The sequence below is a fragment of the Pseudomonas fuscovaginae SE-1 genome (assembly GCF_000364705.1).
GTDB classification, from domain to species: Bacteria; Pseudomonadota; Gammaproteobacteria; order Pseudomonadales; family Pseudomonadaceae; genus Aquipseudomonas; species Aquipseudomonas fuscovaginae_A.
The window spans coordinates 1-17,926 of the sequence record NZ_AQOH01000069.1; the positions used below are offsets into that span (position 1 = coordinate 1).

15 protein-coding genes are annotated in these 17,926 nt (G+C 66.4%); 5 read left to right on the top strand and 10 right to left on the bottom strand.

Annotated features, from left to right (window positions below; genetic code table 11):
• Positions 1–81 precede the first annotated feature (81 nt).
• Positions 82–1,584, bottom strand: a complete 1,503-nt coding sequence (locus tag K675_RS0108060; RefSeq protein ID WP_017903002.1) for an aldehyde dehydrogenase family protein — start codon at positions 1,582–1,584, stop codon at positions 82–84.
• Positions 1,585–1,676: 92 nt separating this feature from the next.
• Positions 1,677–2,303: a LysE family translocator gene (locus K675_RS0108065; protein WP_017903003.1), complete on the bottom strand. Its 627-nt coding sequence runs from the start codon at positions 2,301–2,303 to the stop codon at positions 1,677–1,679.
• A 148-nt stretch (positions 2,304–2,451) separates the two neighbouring features.
• Here K675_RS0108065 and K675_RS0108070 point away from each other — a divergent pair, with 148 nt between their 5' ends.
• Positions 2,452–2,925 (top strand): Lrp/AsnC family transcriptional regulator, encoded by a 474-nt coding sequence (locus K675_RS0108070; protein ID WP_026145025.1) that lies wholly within the window; start codon positions 2,452–2,454, stop codon positions 2,923–2,925.
• Here K675_RS0108070 and lpdA read toward each other — a convergent pair.
• The 8 genes from lpdA to K675_RS0108110 form a co-directional block, all read right to left on the bottom strand.
• Complete coding sequence (gene lpdA / locus K675_RS0108075; RefSeq protein ID WP_017903005.1) at positions 2,922–4,322, bottom strand: dihydrolipoyl dehydrogenase; 1,401 nt, start codon at positions 4,320–4,322, stop codon at positions 2,922–2,924. The two genes, K675_RS0108070 and lpdA, sit on opposite strands and share 4 nt — an antisense overlap.
• Positions 4,323–4,774: 452 nt before the next feature.
• The gene (locus K675_RS0108080; RefSeq protein ID WP_017903006.1) at positions 4,775–5,707 is read right to left on the bottom strand and encodes a phosphatidate cytidylyltransferase; all 933 of its coding nucleotides are present in this window, start codon (positions 5,705–5,707) and stop codon (positions 4,775–4,777) included.
• 1 nt (position 5,708) lies between these two features.
• Positions 5,709–6,329: a lysophospholipid acyltransferase family protein gene (locus tag K675_RS0108085; protein WP_017903007.1), complete on the bottom strand. Its 621-nt coding sequence runs from the start codon at positions 6,327–6,329 to the stop codon at positions 5,709–5,711.
• Between the two features lie 9 nt (positions 6,330–6,338).
• Positions 6,339–6,794, bottom strand: coding sequence for a hypothetical protein (locus K675_RS0108090; protein ID WP_017903008.1), 456 nt, complete (start codon positions 6,792–6,794; stop codon positions 6,339–6,341).
• Positions 6,784–8,145 (bottom strand): phosphatase PAP2/dual specificity phosphatase family protein, encoded by a 1,362-nt coding sequence (locus tag K675_RS0108095; protein ID WP_026145026.1) that lies wholly within the window; start codon positions 8,143–8,145, stop codon positions 6,784–6,786. Before K675_RS0108095 ends, K675_RS0108090 begins: the two co-directional genes overlap by 11 nt.
• Entirely contained in the window at positions 8,142–9,899 is a 1,758-nt protein-coding gene (locus tag K675_RS0108100; protein ID WP_017903010.1) for a bifunctional alpha/beta hydrolase/class I SAM-dependent methyltransferase, read from the bottom strand. The genes K675_RS0108095 and K675_RS0108100 overlap by 4 nt, the downstream gene beginning before the upstream one ends.
• A 168-nt stretch (positions 9,900–10,067) precedes the next feature.
• Complete coding sequence (locus K675_RS0108105) at positions 10,068–10,685, bottom strand: CDP-alcohol phosphatidyltransferase family protein (protein ID WP_017903011.1); 618 nt, start codon at positions 10,683–10,685, stop codon at positions 10,068–10,070.
• A 227-nt stretch (positions 10,686–10,912) separates the two neighbouring features.
• Entirely contained in the window at positions 10,913–11,251 is a 339-nt protein-coding gene (locus tag K675_RS0108110; RefSeq protein ID WP_017903012.1) for a hypothetical protein, read from the bottom strand.
• Between the two features lie 693 nt (positions 11,252–11,944).
• Here K675_RS0108110 and hflK (K675_RS0108115) point away from each other — a divergent pair.
• From hflK (K675_RS0108115) to K675_RS0108130, 4 genes are read left to right on the top strand one after another with little or no spacing between them, the layout of a single operon-like run.
• A complete protein-coding gene (hflK, locus tag K675_RS0108115; protein ID WP_017903013.1) occupies positions 11,945–13,906 on the top strand; it encodes a protease modulator HflK in 1,962 nt (653 codons plus the stop codon).
• Positions 13,903–14,958: a protease modulator HflC gene (gene hflC, locus K675_RS0108120; RefSeq protein WP_017903014.1), complete on the top strand. Its 1,056-nt coding sequence runs from the start codon at positions 13,903–13,905 to the stop codon at positions 14,956–14,958. The genes hflK (K675_RS0108115) and hflC overlap by 4 nt, the downstream gene beginning before the upstream one ends.
• Positions 14,955–16,013: a protease modulator HflK gene (gene hflK, locus K675_RS0108125; RefSeq protein WP_017903015.1), complete on the top strand. Its 1,059-nt coding sequence runs from the start codon at positions 14,955–14,957 to the stop codon at positions 16,011–16,013. The genes hflC and hflK (K675_RS0108125) overlap by 4 nt, the downstream gene beginning before the upstream one ends.
• On the top strand, positions 16,010–17,920 hold the full coding sequence (locus K675_RS0108130; protein WP_017903016.1) for a cation-translocating P-type ATPase: 1,911 nt from the start codon (positions 16,010–16,012) through the stop codon (positions 17,918–17,920). Before hflK (K675_RS0108125) ends, K675_RS0108130 begins: the two co-directional genes overlap by 4 nt.
• Positions 17,921–17,926 lie beyond the last annotated feature (6 nt).

A 17,926-nucleotide genomic window follows, 5' to 3' on the forward strand; every position in this document is an offset into this window, starting at 1 on the left:
GGACGCTCGGCGTCCGCTCTTGTGACGCAGAGCGTCACGGGCTGGGTTCCCACGCGGAGCGTGGGAACGATCAAGCGGCGATCAGCGGCGCAGGCTGGTATCGACCTGGCTCATCCGGCTGCGCAGGGTGAACACCCCGTCACCTGAAAGAATCGCGCCACGGGCGAACAGGCGACCGTTCTCCCAGTTCGAAAGACCCAGCTCCGGCTTGTTCAACGCATACTGCCCATCGACCCAACGGGTAAAGCCATCGCCCACGAACGGCGCATTGATGCTGTTGTAGAAATAGTCGTGAGTCTGGCGATCGGCGCTGAGCAGCGACACGGTGAACTGCGGGCTGTAGCGATTGAACAGGGCGATGGCCTGGTCCAGGTCGTCGACGATCTTCAGGCTGACTTCCGGCGTGTCCTCCCATTCCCACTCACGGCCCAGTTGTGCCTCGGGCAGGATTTCGACCTGGGCCTCTTCCTGATCACCCTCGGCGCGGCGAACCGTCACCCGCGCCTGCAGCCACTGTTCGGGCAACACGCCTTCGTCGCCGCTGACCACGTGCAGCTTGCAGTTCTGGCCGCGGGCCTTGCCGGCCTCGCTCAGTGCCTGGAGGAACACCGGCACCAGTTCCGCCGCACGCTGGCGGTGGATCACGCAGACGTTCAGGGTGTTGCAGACCTTGCGGTCGAGGGAGTTGCGCACCACGTCGGCAAACCGGGCCGCATCGGCGTCCTGGTGGGCGACCAGCCAGGCACCGCCAGTACCGTGCAGGCTGACGACGGTGCCGGCCTGTTGGGCGATGCCGCCGAGCTGTTTCACCGCATGGCCCGAGCCACGGGCGACCGCCAGGGACAGGCGGCGATCAGCGAACATCGCCCAGCCTGCGGCGCGGTCGAGGCTTTCCACCAGTGACACCGCGCCTTCCGGCAGGCCGGCTTCCCGCAGTGCGGGCGCCAGGGCGTGCCTGACGATTGCCTGGGCGGTGCCGAGGGCATCGCTGCCGATACGCAGCACGGCGGTATTGCCGGTGCGCAGGACGCCCGCGGCGTCGGCGAAAACGTTGGGCCGGCCCTCGAAAACGAACGCCACCACCCCCAGCGGCGCGACCACCTGTTCGACTTTCCAGCCTGCGTGTTCCACGGACTCGCGCACGCGTCCGCGAATCAGCGGCGCATCACGCCAGGCGCGCAGCCCGGCGATCATGTCGCGGCGCATGGCCTGGCTGGTCGCCAGGCGGGTGGTGGAGCGCCCCAGCGACTGGGCGCGGGCCAGGTCGGCCTGGTTGGCGGCCTCGATCAACGCCCAGGACGCATCGGTTTCCAGATGCCGGGCGAACAGGTCGAAGAAGTGACTGATGGCTGCGTCCGAAACCTGTGCCAGCGCAGTGAAGGCGTTCTGTGCTGCACCGATGGCGTCGGCGGCGAGCTGTTGCACCGCCTGTGGAATCAGCAGCAGTTCACCGCTGCCCTGATCGACCAGCAGGTGATCGCCCGGCTGGAAACGCTCGGCCAATTCCGGCGGGACCGGGGAAACCCGATTACCCGCGTAGAGAATGGGAGTGCCGGCGATAAGACGATCGAGCGTGCTGGTCATGGTGACTGGACTGCCTGAATAAATGAGGAATGAAATGTATAAGAAAAACGCCGTTGGCTCACCTGCTAACGGCGTTTGTCATGTGGGAAGGTTCAGGTTTGCTGGATGAAGGCCAGGCGCGCGGCGAAACCGATCAGCAGGCCGCCGAACAACCATTGCTGCAGGCGCTGGGCCCGCGGGTTGCTGTCCAGCCAGCGGCCGATCCAGGCGCCGGTCAGGGCATAGGCGCTGTCGAACAGCAGGCCGACCACCACCAAGGTGGCACCGAGCCCGAGGAACCGGGTTCCGACGCTCCCGGCCTGGTTATCGATGAACTGGGGCAGCAGCACCGAACAGAACAGCAGTGCCTTGGGATTCAGCAGATTGGTCAGCAGTCCCTGGCGAAAGGCGGCCCGCCAACCGAGCTGGTTCGAACGTGCCGCCGGGCCCTCGATCCCGAGATTGCCCAGTATGCCGGGGCGCAGCATGCGCACGCCGATCCATAGCAGGTAGGTGGCGCCCGCCAGGCGTACCAGGTCGAAGGTCCATGGCGCCGCCTTGAACAACGCCGCCAGGCCCAGCGCGGCGAGACCGACATGGCAGGCACGGGCCACGGCCAGGCCCAGGGCGGTGGTGAGGGCCGGGGCGCGGCCATGGCGGGCGCCGGTTTGCAGCAGCAGGATCATGTCGGGACCGGGGAGCAGATAAACCATCGCCAGCGCGAGCAGGTAAAGGAGCATCGTGGCCGTTCTCTTTGTTGAAGGTAGGAAACAGGAAAAAGTCTATGCTGGAAGGCCAGGGCAGGTGCTTGCGTATTCGACCCTGCATGGGCTTAGACTTGGCACAAAATGCCAACAGGGACGAATCAGGTAACCCGATATGCCAAAAATCAAACTCGATGCCTACGACCGCAAGATTCTCGCCGCGCTGCAACGCGATGGCCGCTTGAGCAATGTCGAACTGGCCGACGAGATCGGCCTGTCGGCCTCGCCGTGTCTACGCCGGGTGCGCATGCTGGAAGAGGCCGGGGTGATTCGCGGTTACCAGGTGAACCTGGACCGGGACGAGGTCGGGCTGGGGCTGACGGTGTTCGTCGGGGTCAAGGTCGAGCGGCATCATGAAGCCGACGCCGAGGCGTTCCGGCTGGCGGTCACGGCCTTGCCGCAGGTGATCTCGGCGTTCCTGGTGTCCGGCGAGTCGGACTTCCTGCTGCAGGTGGTGGTCCCCGACCTGCGCGCCTACGAACGCTTTCTCACCGGTGAACTGCTGCGCCTGCCGGGTGTACGGGATATCCGCAGCAACTTCGCGATCCAGGCGGTCAAGACGCCCGGACCGCTGCCGCTCGATCATCTGCCGCTCTAGATCTGCGTCGCCAGGCCTTCCACGTTCATCGCCGCCTGGCGCAGGGCCTCGGAGCGGGTCGGGTGCGGATGGCAGGTCAGGGCGATGTCCTCGGCCGAGGCCGAGAACTCCATGGCCACGCAGTATTCGCCGATCATCTCGCTGACGCTCGGGCCGACCAGATGCACGCCGAGGATCTCGTCGGTCTGCGCATCGGCCAGGACCTTGGCGAAGCCCTCGGTCTCATGATTGATCTTGGAGCGGCTGTTGGCGCTGAAGGGAAACTTGCCGGTCTTGTAGGCACGGCCTGCGGTCTTGAGTTGTTCCTCGGTCTGGCCGACGCTCGCCAGTTCCGGGCGGGTGTAGATCACGCTGGGAATCAGCGCGTAGTTGACCTCGGCGGCCTTGCCGGCGATCCGTTCGATGCAGGCCATGGCTTCGTCCTCGGCCTTGTGGGCGAGCATCGGCCCCGACGTGACATCGCCGATCACCCAGATACCCGGTACCTCGCTGCGATGGCCCTGGTTTGCGAGCAGGCCTCGCGGGTCGGTAGCGAGGCCGACGTTCTCCAGGCCGAGGCCGCGGGTGAAGGGACGGCGACCGATCGCCACCAGCACGTAGTCGGCGTGGATCAGCTCGGCTTCGCCGCCGGTGGCCGGTTCGACACTCAGCTGCACGCCGCTGGCCGAGGGGGTGGCACTGGTCACCTTGGTGCCGAGCTTGAAGCCGATACCCTGCTTGGAGAGGGCGCGTTGCAGGGTCTTGCCGGTCTCCAGGTCGGTGCCAGGGCAGATGCGGTCCAGGTACTCGACCACCGTGACCTGGCTGCCCAGCCGGCGCCACACCGAGCCCAGTTCCAGGCCGATCACTCCGGCACCGATCACCACCAGGTGGCGCGGTACTTCGGGCAGTGAAAGGGCACCGGTGGAATCGAGGATACGTTGATTGTCGATCTCCACGCCGGGCAGTGGTGTCGGTTCGGAGCCGGTGGCGATCACGATGTCCTTGGCCTGCAACCGGCTCGTCTGGCCGTCGGCGGCTGTCACTTCCACTTGTCCGGGCCCGGTGATGCGGCCCCAGCCCTTGATCCAGTCGACCTTGTTCTTGCGAAACAGGTACTCGATGCCCTGGGTCAGTCCGGCGACGCTGTCGTCCTTCTGTTTCATCATCTGCCCCAGGTTGAGGCGGGGCGTCACCTCGATGCCGAGGTTGGCCAGTTCGCCGCGGGTGGCCGCCTCGTAGAGTTCGGAGGCGTGCAGCAGGGCCTTGGAGGGCATGCAGCCGACGTTCAGACAGGTGCCGCCGAGGGTTTCGCGGCCCTCGACACAGGCGGCCTTCAGGCCCAGTTGGCCGGCGCGAATGGCCGCGTTATAGCCACCCGGGCCGCCGCCGATGATGATCACGTCGTAGTTGCTCATGGTCGTTCTCCTGCCAGCGCATTTACCCAGGGATAGGAAATATTATGATCATAATATGATCTCGTCGACGGTTCCCGGTCAAGCGTTTGCCTTGTGCGGGGTCGGTTGATCGTTCCCACGGTCCCCGTGGGAACGCCTCCCGGGATGCTCCGCGTTCGCACGGATGACGCGGAGCGTCAGGGCTGCATTCCCACGCGGAGCGTGGGAACGATCGGATGAGCGCATCTGCGAACGCCGGTCAAGTTGCCAAGACCGCCACCCGGTGGCGAGCGGGCTTGCCCGCGCTCGGCGGCGAAGCCGTCGTGGGACGAGGCACCGGGTTTACCTGGGACACGGTGATCACTTTTTCAGGGCGCGCTTCGCGCGCCAGCGCGGGCAAGCCCGCTCGCCACAGGACCGTGTTCACTACAGGACCGTACTTGCTACCAGCTGTTATCGCCTGGGCGCCGCCTTCAGGTCCACCAGTAGCGCACCAGGTGGAAGAAGATCGGCGCGGCGAAGCACACCGAGTCGAGGCGGTCGAGCATGCCGCCGTGGCCCTCGATCATGTGCCCCCAGTCCTTGACCCCACGGTCGCGCTTGATCGCTGACATGACGATGCCGCCGGCAAAGCCCAGCAGGTTGATCAGCAGCGCGATCAGCAGCGCCTGCCAGGGCTTGAACGGGGTGATCCAGAACAGCGCGCCACCGATCAGCGAGGCCAGGGCGATGCCGCCGACGAATCCCTCGACGGTCTTCGAGGGCGACAGGTTGGGGGCGATCTTGCGCTTGCCGAACAGCTTGCCACAGACGTATTGCAGCACGTCCGACAGCTGCACGACGATCACCAGGTAGGCGATCAGCAGCAGGTTGCGGCCTTCGTAACCGGCGATATCGAGGGTCAGCAGGGCCGGTACGAACGACACGCAGAACACCGCGATCATCAACCCCCACTGGACCTTCGAGGCGCGCTCCAGAAAGTGCGTGCTGTCGCCACCGAGGGAGGCGAGGATCGGCAGCAGCAGGAATACGTAGACCGGGATGAAGATCGAGAACAGCCCGTACCAGTCGGAGTAGATCAGCAGGTACTGCAACGGCAGCGCCAGGTAGAACGCCGCCACCAGCGCCGGGTAGTCGCTGCGCCGGGTCGGCGTCAGGGTCAGGAATTCGCGCAGGGCATAGAACGACACCGCGTAGAACAGCAGGATCACCGCGCCGGTACCGAGCCAGAAGGCGACGCCGATCACCAGCACCATCACCCACCAGGCATTGATCCGGGCGTTGAGGTTGTCGATCACCGCGTTCGGCGTCTCGCCGGCGCGGCGCTTGAGGACGAAGCCGATCAGCGAAGCCAGGACCAGGATCATGCCGATCCCGGCGAACAACATCAGGGTTTGCCTATCCATCTCAGTGTTGCTCCGGAGCCAGGGCCAGCAGCGCATCGCGGCTGCGTTTCAGGAAGTCTTCCTTGCTTTCGTCTTCTTCGAGTCGTAGCGGTGCACCGAAGGAAGTGGTGCACAGCAGCGGCAGGGGCAGCACGCGGCCCTTGGGCATGACCCGGTTGAGGTTGGCGATCCACACCGGAATCAGTTGTGCCTGTGGATAAGCCCGCGCCAGGTGGAAAATCCCACTCTTGAACGGCAGCAGGCCCTCGTCCTGGTTGCGGGTGCCCTCGGGAAAGATGATCAGCGAGTGGCCCTGTTCCAGCGCATCGAGCATCGGTTGCAGGGGGTTATCCCCAGGCTCCTTGCGCTCGCGGTCGATCAATACACCGTTGAACACCCGGCGAATGATGTAGCGGCGCAGCGCGCTCCTGTTCCAGTAGTCGGCACCGGCGACGGGACGTGTCAGTGCGCGTAGCGCCCGCGGCAGCGAGGCCCAGAGCAGCACGAAGTCGCCGTGGCTGCTGTGGTTGGCGAAGTAGATGCGCTGTACCGGATCGGGCGCGCAACCTATCCACAGGCTGCGCGCGCCGGTGATCAGGCGCGCGGCAGAGGTGATGCTGGTGGCTACCAGGGGTTCGAGCATGACGATTCCTTATCCGGCGAAAGGCAGCCAGGGGCTGGCCAGGATGACGATCAGGGGCGGCAGGATCTGCAGCGCCAGCCACAGGGCCTGGCGCTTGAGCAGGCGTAGCGCGCCCCGGCTACGCTCGCTCCAGGGGCGGTTCAGGGACCGCCGCGGTTGCAGGCCGAGGTTTTGCAGCGCGGTGTCCAGGGCTTCGGTGCGATCGCCCAGGGCACTCGGATCGCCGGCCATCAGTTGGAACAGGTCGGCGTCGAAGGCGACCCTGAACGCCCAGTATTTCTGCAACAGCCCCGAGAGCGCCAGCCAGAGGCCGAGCCCCAGGCACCATGGGCTGAGCATTCCGATCAACAATGGAGCGAGGCCCAGCAGCACGCCGAGCAGGGTCAGTCCTGTGGATAACTGATCCAGCGAGCGGCCCCGGCGCAGCAGGCTGGCGACGACATGCAGGGGGATATCAGCGGCCATCGACGATCCTCAGGCGGGCCGGAGGCTCGCCGGGTTGCAGGTGGATCATGGCTTCCAACGCCTGGCGATGCGTCGGCTGCAGGACCACGTTCGGGCGGGCCGCGCGGATCAGCACCAGGGCCTCGTCGATCTCCCGGGCCCGGCCGCTGTACAGCAGCCAGGCCGCGACGGCCGTGGCGCTGCGTGAATAACCGAGGGCGCAGCAGACCAGCAGCGGCCCGTGCTGGCGCAGTCGTTCGATGCTCAGGGCGGCTTCCCGGCACTGTTCGGCGGACGGCGCGACCAGGTCCAGCACCGGGATGTTCCGGTAGGCTCGACCCTCGGCGGCCAGGGGCAGTTCGGCGCACAGATCGACGATGGCCTTGAACGGGCTGTCGCGCAGCTCGGCGCGGCTGGGCAGGCGCCCGAGCCAGAGGTTATCCACAAGGGGATCGGGTTGTGGATGAGTTCTTGTCCACAGCCGTGAGTTGATCCAGGCACCGGCCCGGTAGGGCGCGAACAGCCAGCGGGCAGCGGGGCTCAGGCTGCCGTCGGCCCGCTTCTGGAAGCCCTGGGCACCGAGCAGCGCGTAGTTGAGGGCCACCAGCAGCAGGGCCAGCGCCGGCCAGAACAGCCAAAGCGCGGCGCCGCCGAAATAGCCGGCGACACCGGCCAGCAGCACCGCGCCCAGCCCGTAGCGCGACGCCAGGTGCAAGCGCTGCCCGTCACGGGCCAGGCGCGCCACCGCCAGCGGGCTGGGGCGATCGTCCGGCCACAGCCAGACGCACAGCCAGCCGGCGAGGGCGCCGGTGGGCACATCGATGAAGTGGTGTTGATAGGTGGTCAGCACCGACAGGCCGATCAGGGCGAACCAGCCGTGCACCAGCCAGCGCGAGGCGCCGTTGAAATGCCGTCGGTACATGACCCAGAGGATCACCAGCAGGGCGATGTGCAGCGATGGCGCCTGGTTGAAGGGCTTGTCGAAGCCGGCCAGCACCGCGAACAGCCAGCCGAACAGGCCGTCCAGCGGCGGCCGGGTGAAGGTGAAAGTCAGTGGCCAGAGCAGGAAGCACGATACCGCGATGCCCTGCGCCGTCAGCAGGCGCAGGGCGTGGCGGTCCAGCTCGCGCCTGCTGCGCGGCAGCAGCAGCGACAGGCCGTACAGCAGGTCGATCGACCAGTAGGGCACGATGGTCCAGGCCCAGAACGGTATCTGGCTTTCCCAGCCGAACACGAAGCTGCCGACATCGCTGCGCTGGCTGGTGTACCACGTGGCGAAGCCATAGCTGCCGAAGAACAGCGGCGCCAGCAACAGCAGCCAGAGCACGGCTCGCTTGAGCAGGCCGGCTTCGCGCGCGGTGGCGTCCATCATTGCACCCGTTGAGCCAGGGACACGCTGAAGATCCCCCATTCATCGACCCGCTGGGTGATCTTGCGGAACCCGGCGGCTTCCACCAGTTGATCCATTTCCGCCTGGCTGCGCCGGCGCATCACCCAGGCCTGGCCCTGGCGGTGGCTGGTCAGGGCGCGGGCGATCAGTTCCAGCTGCGGGTGCCAGGGTTGTCCGGTGTAGACCAGATAGGCGCCCGGCTCGCAGGCCTCGGCCAGCCCGGCCAGGGAGTCGCCGACCATGCCGTTGTCGGCGAACAGTTCGTAGAGCCCCGATACCACCGCCAGGCTGGGTTTGGGGTCCAGTGCGGCGAGGTCGGCGCGGTCGAAGGCGTCGCCCTTGACGAAGCGGGCGATCTCGCCCAGACCCTTCTCGGCGATCAGCGCGCTGCCGTCACGCACGTTGATGTCGCTGTAGTCGCGCAGCAGGATCGACTCCGGCAACGGCGTGACCCCCTGCAGCGCCTCGAGGATGTAGCGCCCGTGGCCGGCGGCGATGTCGACGATGCGCACCTCGCGGCCCTGTTCGCGCAACCGGGCCATGGCCAGGCGCAGCAACTCCTCGACATGCAGCTTGCGTCGGCGGATGCCACGCCAGCCGATGGAGTTCAGGTAGTTCTGGTCGATCAGCCGGCCCAGCGGGCTATGCCCGGTCGGCTGGTTGCGATAGACGTAGTCCAGCGTGCTGCCGGAGTCGAAACCGGTGTCGAAACCGAGCTTGACCCCGGCCGACAGCTTGCCGCCGACGGCCATGCCGGCGCGGGTCAGGCGCCAGTACAGGTCGCGAGGTGAGTTGTGCGGCAGTGGCGCGGCCAGGGCCTCGGATTCGGCGCAGGTCTCGCCGATGCGATCGGCGTCCAGCAGGCTCGGGCGATTCACCGGGCTGAGGAAGCCCTGCTCGATGAAGCGTCGGGCACGGCTGACCGCCAGGTGCCGGTCGCGTTCGCCGAGGGTGTCGTGGAAGAATCCCGGCAGCACGTGCAGTTCCTTTTGCAGGCTGCCCAGGCGCTGGAAGAACTGCTCCTGCGGCTTGCGGTGGACCACGAAGTCGGCGCCGGAAATCAGCACCTGGGTCGGCACCTGGATCGCATTGGCATCGGCGACCACCCGCTCGGCGGCCTCGTACAGGCCGAGCAGCACGTTGACCGAGATCGCCTTGGTGATCAGCGGGTCGCTGTCATAGGAGGCGATGCGTTGCGGGTCATGGCTGAGAAACCTGGCCTTGACGTAGCTGTTGACGAAGAAATTGCCGCGAAAACGCCGCATCAGCGCCAGGCCCGGCCGGGCGAACGGCACGTAGAGCTTGACCTTGAACGCTGGCGAAGCGAGCACCAGGGCGCGGATCTTCGGCGCATAGTCATGCACCCAGGTGGCGACGATCACCGCGCCGACGCTCTGGGCCACCACCGCGATGTTTTCCTCGGCAATGCCGAAGGTCGTGCCCAGGTGATCGCAGAAGGTCTGCACATCGCGCACGCTGGTGGCGAAGCTCGGGCTGTCGCCGCGTTCGCCTGGCGACTGGCCGTGACCACGGGCGTCCCAGGCAAAGAAATCGAATTGCGGCAGGTCCAGTTCGTCCACCAGGTGGGCGATGCGCCCGGAATGCTCATGGCCGCGGTGGAACAGCAGGATGGCCTTGCGCGGCTCGCCGGCGACCGGCGCGGTGGCCGGCCAGTGGCGATAGAACAGCTCGACGCCATCGTGGGTACTGAAGGTCTGGGTTTGCTCGTCGCGCATCGCAATATCCTTGTGCCGTGTCGCAGATCATTGGAGAGCCCGCGGGGGCCTGCCTTTCATTACCGGTGATGGTCTCTGGGGGCGGGCTCGCCCGCGAATAAAGGCCTTGGGGCCGCCAATAGCTTCGTTGGCCAATCGGCCCGCTACATGGGAAACCGGCCCTTCCGGCTATCGGTGTTCTTGAACGGCCTCTTTCAGACCCTGGCGAACACGGTTTGTCAGCGTGACCACCAGCAACGCCGCGATCAGTAGGAACAGGGCGTTTATCCACAAGGGCTGAAGCAGGCCGAAGGCGACACCGGTGGCGATAACGCCGAGGGCGAAGGCTCGATCGCTCTTGCCCATCGGCCCGTCGTAGCGGCGCGAGACACCGACCAGCGGCCCCATCACCCCGGCGTATTCGCTGAACAGCGCCAGCAGGGTCACCAGCAGCACCGCCGGCAGGCTGACGCCGGGCAGCAGGGCGAACGGCAGGATCAGCGCGCTGTCGGCGATGATGTCGCACAGCTCGTTCAGGTAGGCGCCGAGCTTCGATTGCTGGCCGAACTCCCGGGCCAGCATGCCGTCGATGGCGTTCAGTGCCATACGCAGGATCATCCACAGCGGGATAATCACGAAAACCCAGGCATGGCTGGCGAAGGTGGCCACCAGCGCGCCGACCAGCAGGGAAATCAACGCTGCACAGAGGGTAACCTGATTGGCCGTGGTGCCATTGTCGAACAGGCGCTGGACCACCGGTCGCAGCAGGTTCTGGAAACGGGGTTTGAGTTGGTAGATCGAAGGCATGGAAGCGACGGTCCTTGTCTGGGAGGGTTCGGGTCCAGACGGTGGTGATCAGGGATAACCGTTTATCGGCAAATTGCACGGATTATTGCCATAAATAATTGAGGCTGACATTAGCTTCCGGCTAAAAATCCGTGCGGCCCTGCACATTCAAGAAACAAATCAGCAAGATGCCTGGATCCAGCCCCTGAATCCAGGCGTTGGATATCTGGAGTCAGGGGGATAGCGGTTCAGATTGATAGCTTATTGCTACTATTGCTGAGGGCCGGATCTTCCAGGTAGGTGACCTGTGGATAACGTGAGTCGCTGTGGAAGCTGATACGCGGCCCACGAACCGTAATCAGGTTGGCATCGACTTTTATGCAGAGTGTCTGGCCACTCCTGAAGGTCAGCCGATGGACTTTTTCATTATCTTCCTGGCGTATTTCGTGACTGATCAAATCCAGCAGGTTGTTCAGCGCCAGGCGCGAGCCCGGTTGATTGATGGTCAGGCAACTGACTCCACCGGAAGCACCAAAGGGTGTGGAAGAGGGTTGGAAGAAACAATACTGATTCAGATCACGACTCATGGCGGCTCCGTCGTTGGGGTGCGCGCTGAGTGTTGGCGATATTATGGGTCACCAGCACGCACGATGGGGTGTCAAGTGTGTTTGCCGTCTGGCATATAGTTATTAATTATTGCAAAACATCCGTCTTAACTTTGGCGCTCCAGCAGGAGTCCTCGGCGCGGAGAGCCGGTAGGTAAAGCTCTTAGAGTCTTTTTGTGCAAGATCCCCGGAGTTTTCCGATGTTCGGTTTTTAATTGGAATACTTTGAGTTGATGAAAAATATTGTCCTGCTGCTCGGATGTTAGTCACTGGCGATTCGCCAATCAAGTCACTCTCTTGTTGGATTTTGTTACATTGCTCGGGCTATTAATTTATAGGGTCGATTTTATCTGTAGGACTTATATATTGTTGATGTGAGTAACTTCCCTTTACTTTTGAGTTCCGGAGTAGTTCGGATTTTTCAGCCGGGTGTCCATCGGGTTCGATGCTGCTTTTGGGTTGGCGTTCTTCGGCAGGCCCGGGTTTGCAGCATCACAACCGGGCCTGCCGGTTGCGCACAAAAAGCGCTCTCGCGAACGAAAAATTCACCCTTTCTGTTATAAGGTAACCAAATAGTTCAAGGGGCTCGCGGGCGCGCCGACCTGAAGTCTGCGCCAGGGCTCCGGCTATCTTGATGTGAATGACCTCGGTGACCGAACCGGGTCTGGAGTGGAGATGCGAGTGGATCTTGAAGCGCCGACGGTCGATCTCGAAAGTCTGCCGCGCTTCCAACGGGCGGCCCTGCAGGTCCGTCAACTGCGCCGCCTGGGTACCGGCCTGACGGTGCTGGCGTTCAGCGCTCTGGTGCTGGGCTTCTTCGTCGGGCTGTTTGCGCCCGCGTCGATCTGGCCGACCCTGCTGAACAACAACGCGGCGGCCTGGCTGGTGCTGGTCGCGGCGCTGCAATCGGCGGCCGGCGTGGTGCGTTGGCGCGAGCAGGCGGTGGCGCCCGGGGTGATCGAGCCTGGCGAGGCGTTCGCGCCGCCGCCGTTAGAAACGCTGGGCGCCCATGAGCGTCTGCTCGTTCGCCTGGACCGCCTGTGGCGCGACGCCCTGGCACAGATCGGCCCGCAAACGCTGTGGCTGGGCGGCTGGGCGTTGCTGGCGCTGGTGAGTGTCGAGCAGACCTGGAACCTGACACTGGCCGGCGCGAGCCTGGGCCTGAGTGGTTCGGTGGCGGCGAGCCTGTGCCTGCTGCTGGCTTTTGCCCTGCTGGTGCTGGAGCGCCAGTGGGCCCAGGTCCACGCCGCCGAATGGCCGGAAGCCGGCGCTCTGGCGCAACTGACCAGGGTGGCGATCGGCGTACAGGTGATCAGTGCCCTGTGCCTGTTGTTCGGCGGGCCGCAGAGTCTCTGGCCGGCGCGGCTGCTGACGCTGATCGGCCTGTTGCCGGCGCTGGTGGCGGCGGAGCTGCTGTTGCGGGCCGTGCTGTCTTTGTTCAGCCCGCGGCGCGACAGCCTGGAGCCGCGGCTGGTGGCGACCAGCTTCATTGCCGGTCTGCTGCGTTGGCCGCCCCAGCCGCTGCTGGCGCTACAGGACGAGTTGCACCGCCGCTTCGGCATCGACCTGCGCCAGGTCTGGGCCTTCGGTTACATGCGTCGGACATTCGCACCGGTGCTGCTGGTGGTGCTGGCGGTGGGCTGGTTGTTGAGCGGGGTCAGCGAAGTGTCGCTGCAGGGGCGGGGCATCTACGAGCGTTTCGGCAAGCCGGTGGAGGTTTTCGGCCCTGGCCTGCATGTCGGCCTGCCGTGGCCGCTGGGCCGGGTGCTGGCGGTGGAGAACGGCGTGGTCCACGAGCTCGCCACCAGCGTCGATGCGGCGGCCTCCGCCGTACCCGACCCCGCCGAGGGCGAGGCGCCGGCCAGTGCCAACCGGTTGTGGGACGCCAGCCACGTGAACGAGAAGTCCCAGGTGATCGCCAGCAGCAGCGGCGACCGGCAGGGCTTCCAGGTGGTCAACATGGACGTGCGTTTCGTCTACCGTATCGGCCTGAGCGACCAGGCCGCGCTGGCCGCCACCTATAACAGCGCCGACGTGCCGATGCTGATTCGCAGCACCGCCAGCCGGGTGCTGGTCCACGATTTCGCCTCGCGCACCCTCGATGGCCTGCTTGGCGAGCAGCGCACCGCGCTGGCGGAGGATATCGGCCGCGCGGTACAGGCCGACCTGCAACGCCTGGACAGTGGCGTGGAAATCCTTGCAACGGTGGTCGAGGCGATTCATCCGCCAGCCGGCGCGGCGAATGCCTATCACGCGGTGCAGGCGGCGCAGATCAGCGCCCAGGCGCTGATCTCCCGCGAGCGCGGCGCCGCCAGCGAACAGGCCAACCAGGCGCAACAGCAGGCCAGTATGGTCGAGGACCAGGCCCGGGCCAGCGCCCATGAAATACAGGCTGGCGCCCGCGCGGCGGACCTGCGTTTCAGCGCCGAGCGCCAGGCCTATGCCCAGGCCGGCCAGGCCTTCGTGCTGGAGCAATACCTGGCGCAACTGAGCCAGGGGCTGGGCAAGGCCAGGCTGCTGGTGCTCGACCACCGCCTGGGCGGCAACAGCGCCCCGACCATCGATCTGCGTTCATTCACGCTGCCGGCCGACCCGATGCCCGCGCGTAAAGCCGTTCAGCCAGGAGTCACCCCTTGAGCCTGTCCCATTCCCACGACCATCACGATCACCGCGGCCACGAGCATGCCGGTCACGGGCACCACCATCATCATGGGCACCCTCACCACCATGGCGAGACCGGCAGTGGCGGACCGTTCCCGTGGCGGCGCATGGGCTGGGGGCTGCTGCTGATCCTGTTCGCGGTCGCGACGGCGAGCCTGGTGCAGGTGCGTTCCGGCGAGGCGACGGTGATCACCCGTTTCGGCAACCCGTCGCGGGTGCTGCTCGAACCCGGGCTCGGCTGGCGCTGGCCGGCACCGTTCGAAGCGGCGATTCCGGTCGACCTGCGTCTGCGCACCACTTCCAGCGGCCTGCAGGATGTCGGGACCCGCGATGGCCTGCGCATCATCATCCAGGCCTACGTGGCCTGGCAGGTCCAGGGCGATCCGCAGAACGTCGAGCGCTTCATGCGCGCGGTGCAGAACCAGCCGGACGAAGCGGCACGGCAGATCCGTACCTTCGTCGGTTCGGCGCTGGAGACCACCGCCGCCAGTTTCGACCTGTCGAGCCTGGTCAACACCGATGCGAGTCAGGTGCGCATCGCCGATTTCGAGGCACAACTGCGCCAGCAGATCGACCAGCAACTGCTCTCGACCTATGGCGTGCGGGTCCTGCAGGTCGGCGTCGAGCGTCTGACACTGCCTTCGGTGACGCTCACGGCCACCGTCGACCGCATGCGCGCCGAACGGGAAACCATCGCCACCGAACGCACCGCGGTCGGCAAGCGCGAGGCCGCACAGATCCGCTCCGCCGCCGAACGCGATGCACGCATCCTGCAGGCCGATGCGACGGTCAAGGCCGCCGATATCGAAGCGCAGTCGCGGGTCGAGGCGGCGCAGATCTATGGCCGGGCCTATGCCGGTTCGCCGCAGTTGTACAACCTGCTGCGCTCGCTGGACACGCTCGGGACCGTCGTCACCCCGGGGACCAGACTGATCCTGCGCACCGACGCGGCGCCGTTCCGGGTGCTGGTGGACGGGCCGCCGGCCGCGGTCGACAAGCGTGACAACACGGCCGGGTCGCAGCCATGAGCGAACACCCGGAACAACCCAGGGGGCTGGACAGCCCGTGGATCCAGGCCGGGCGCCTGGCGTTTCTCGGCCTGTATGCGGTGACCGCACTGGCGGCGCTGGCCTGGGCCTTTTCCAATGTGCGGCAGATCGATCCGCAGGAACGGGCGGTGGTCCTGCGCCTGGGGGCCCTGGAGCGCGTCCAGAACGCCGGGCTGCTGCTGGCCTGGCCGCGGCCGTTCGAGCAGGTAGTGATCCTGCCGGCAGCGGACCGGGTGATCGAGCGCCGCGTCGAAGGCCTGTTGCGCTCCGATGCGGCGCTGCAGGCCGACCGCCAGGCGACCCTGGCGACGCCGGTCAACGACGCGCTGGCCGGTTCCGGCTATCTGCTGACCGGTGATGCCGGCGTGGTGCAGCTGGATGTGCGGGTGTTCTACAAGGTCACCGATCCCTATGCCTTCGTGCTCCAGGGCGGGCATGTGCTGCCGGCCCTGGACCGGATCGTCACCCGCAGCGCGGTGGCCCTCACTGCGGCGCGTGACCTGGACACCATCCTGGTGGCCCGCCCCGAACTGATCGGCAGCGACAGCCAGGCCGCCGAACGCCGCGAGCGGTTGCGCGGGGACCTGCTGCAAGGGGTCAACCGGCGCCTGGCCGAACTGGCCGCGAGCGGGCAGGGGATTGGTGTCGAGGTGGCGCGGGTCGACGTGCAGTCGAGCCTGCCCGGCCCGGCGGTGAACGCCTTCAACGCGGTCCTGACCGCCAGCCAGCAGGCCGACAAGGCGGTGGCCAATGCCCGTAACGAAGCGGCCAAGATCGGCCAGGCGGCGACCCAGGAAGCCGACCGGCTGGTGCAGGTCGCCAAGGCCCAGGCCAGTGAACGGCTGGCCAAGGCCCAGGCCGATACGGCGACGGTGGCGAGTCTGGCCAAGGCCCAGCAGGACGGCAGCGACCCGGGCCTGTTGCTGCGTCTGTATCGCGAGCGCATGCCGAAGATTCTCCAGCAGGCCGGGTCGGTGACCACGGTCGACCCCCGGGACGATTCCCGCCTGATCATCCAGGGAGCAGAACAATGAGTGCATCGACCACGCACACCGCGCCGGCCAGCCTGCTGAGCAGCGCCGAACAGCGCGGCGCGGCGCGCCAACTGCTGCTGGCGATGCTCGCCCTCGGCCTGCTCGGGCTGGGGCTGGTGTGGCGCTGGCTGGCGCCCGGCCAGGTCGGGGTCAGCCAGCTGTTGTTGGGGTTCGCCTCGATCCTGGTGGCGGTGCCGGTGATGCGCTCGGCCTGGTACAGCCTGCGCTATCCGAGTCTGCATGGCATCACCGACCAGTTGATCGGCCTGGCGATGCTTGGCGCCTGGGCCACCGGCGACCTGCTGACCGCTGCCCTGTTGCCGATCATCATGATCTTCGGTCATGTGCTCGAAGAGCGCAGCGTCATCGGCTCCCAGGAAGCGATCGGAGCCCTCGGCCGGCTGACTCGCAGCCACGCGCGGCAGGTCCAGGCCGATGGCCGTGTGGTCGAGGTGGACAACGCCACGCTCAAGGCCGGCGACCAGGTGGAGGTCCGTGCCGGCGACCGGGTACCGGCCGATGGCGTGGTGCTGTCCGGCCAGGCGAGCCTCGATACCGCGCCGATCACTGGCGAGTCGGTGCCGCTGGAGGCGAGCGTCGGCATGCAGGTGTTCGGCGGGGCGATCAACCTCGACGGGCTGCTGCGCATCGAAGTGACCCGTACCGGCCACGAGTCGACCCTGGGCAAGGTCATCGCGCTGATGCAGAGCGCCGAGCGGGCCAAGCCGCCGATCACCCGCCTGCTGGAGCGTTATGCCGGCAGTTACCTGGTGCTGGTGCTGATGATCGCCGCCGTTACCTGGTTCATCACCAACGATGCCCAGGCGATGCTTGCCGTGCTGGTCGCGGCCTGTCCCTGCGCGCTGGTGCTGTCGGCGCCGGCCACGGCGATTGCCGGGATCGCCGTGGCGGCGCGGCACGGCATCCTGATCCGCAGCTCGGCGTTTCTCGAGGAACTGGCCGACCTGACCTCGCTGGTGGTCGACAAGACCGGCACCCTGACCTACGGCAGCCTGCGCCTACAATCGCTGCACACCGCAGTGGCGGACCGCGAACCGCTGCTGCGCCTGGCGGCGAGCCTGGGGGCGGCCAGCAGCCACCCGGTCAGCCGGGCGCTGGCGGGGCTGGCGGAGCCGGCCGACCCCGTCCAATTGAGTGACGTGCACGAGCGCCAGGGGTTGGGCGTGGTTGCCCAGACCGCCCAGGGCCAGGCGGCGCTGGGGCGGCCCGAGCTGTTCAGCCAGTTGTCGATTGCCACCACGCCAGTGCCGGAGCACGACGGGCCGATTGCCGGCCTGGCCCTCGACGGTCGTTTCCTTGCCTGGCTACTGCTGGCCGACAGCACCAAACCCGAGGCCCGGCATGCGCTCGGTGAGCTGCGCGAGTTGGGCCTCGGTCGACAACTGCTGCTGACCGGCGATCGCCAGAGCGTGGCCGACAGCCTGGCGCGGGAGGTCGGGGTCAGCGATGTCGTGGCTCAGGCGTTGCCCGAGGACAAGCTCAAGCGTGTGCTCGGCGAGATCGACAGGGGCTTCCGACCGATGGTGGTGGGCGACGGCATCAACGATTCGCTGGCCCTCAAGGCCGGGGTGGTCGGGGTGGCGATGGGCGCCGGTGGCGCGGACATCGCCCTGGCCTCGGCGGACGTGGTGCTGATCGGCAGCGACCTGCGCCGGCTGGGTACCTGCGTGCGGTTGAGTCGCCAGTGTCGGCGGACCCTGCAGGTCAACGTGGTGATCGGCCTGGGCTGGACCCTGGCGATCGTCGCGGCGGCGGCCTTTGGCTGGTTGGGGATGGCGGGGGCGATGATCGCGGCGCTGCTGCACAACCTCAGTACCCTGCTGGTGCTGGGCAATGCCGGGCGGCTGCTGCGGTTCCAGGAGCCGTTGCTCAAATTGCCGGAGTGAATGGGG

Bases quoted from the DNA above. Each gene is read 5' to 3' on its own strand.
- K675_RS0108060 (WP_017903002.1), bottom strand. From the start codon at position 1,584: ATGACCAGCACGCTCGATCGTCTTATCGCCGGCACTCCCATTCTCTAC.
- K675_RS0108065 (WP_017903003.1), bottom strand. From the start codon at position 2,303: ATGCTCCTTTACCTGCTCGCGCTGGCGATGGTTTATCTGCTCCCCGGT.
- lpdA (WP_017903005.1), bottom strand. From the start codon at position 4,322: ATGAGCAACTACGACGTGATCATCATCGGCGGCGGCCCGGGTGGCTAT.
- K675_RS0108080 (WP_017903006.1), bottom strand. From the start codon at position 5,707: ATGGATAGGCAAACCCTGATGTTGTTCGCCGGGATCGGCATGATCCTG.
- K675_RS0108085 (WP_017903007.1), bottom strand. From the start codon at position 6,329: ATGCTCGAACCCCTGGTAGCCACCAGCATCACCTCTGCCGCGCGCCTG.
- K675_RS0108090 (WP_017903008.1), bottom strand. From the start codon at position 6,794: ATGGCCGCTGATATCCCCCTGCATGTCGTCGCCAGCCTGCTGCGCCGG.
- K675_RS0108095 (WP_026145026.1), bottom strand. From the start codon at position 8,145: ATGATGGACGCCACCGCGCGCGAAGCCGGCCTGCTCAAGCGAGCCGTG.
- K675_RS0108100 (WP_017903010.1), bottom strand. From the start codon at position 9,899: ATGCGCGACGAGCAAACCCAGACCTTCAGTACCCACGATGGCGTCGAG.
- K675_RS0108105 (WP_017903011.1), bottom strand. From the start codon at position 10,685: ATGCCTTCGATCTACCAACTCAAACCCCGTTTCCAGAACCTGCTGCGA.
- K675_RS0108110 (WP_017903012.1), bottom strand. From the start codon at position 11,251: ATGAGTCGTGATCTGAATCAGTATTGTTTCTTCCAACCCTCTTCCACA.
- hflK (WP_017903013.1), top strand. From the start codon at position 11,945: ATGCGAGTGGATCTTGAAGCGCCGACGGTCGATCTCGAAAGTCTGCCG.
- hflK (WP_017903015.1), top strand. From the start codon at position 14,955: ATGAGCGAACACCCGGAACAACCCAGGGGGCTGGACAGCCCGTGGATC.
- K675_RS0108130 (WP_017903016.1), top strand. From the start codon at position 16,010: ATGAGTGCATCGACCACGCACACCGCGCCGGCCAGCCTGCTGAGCAGC.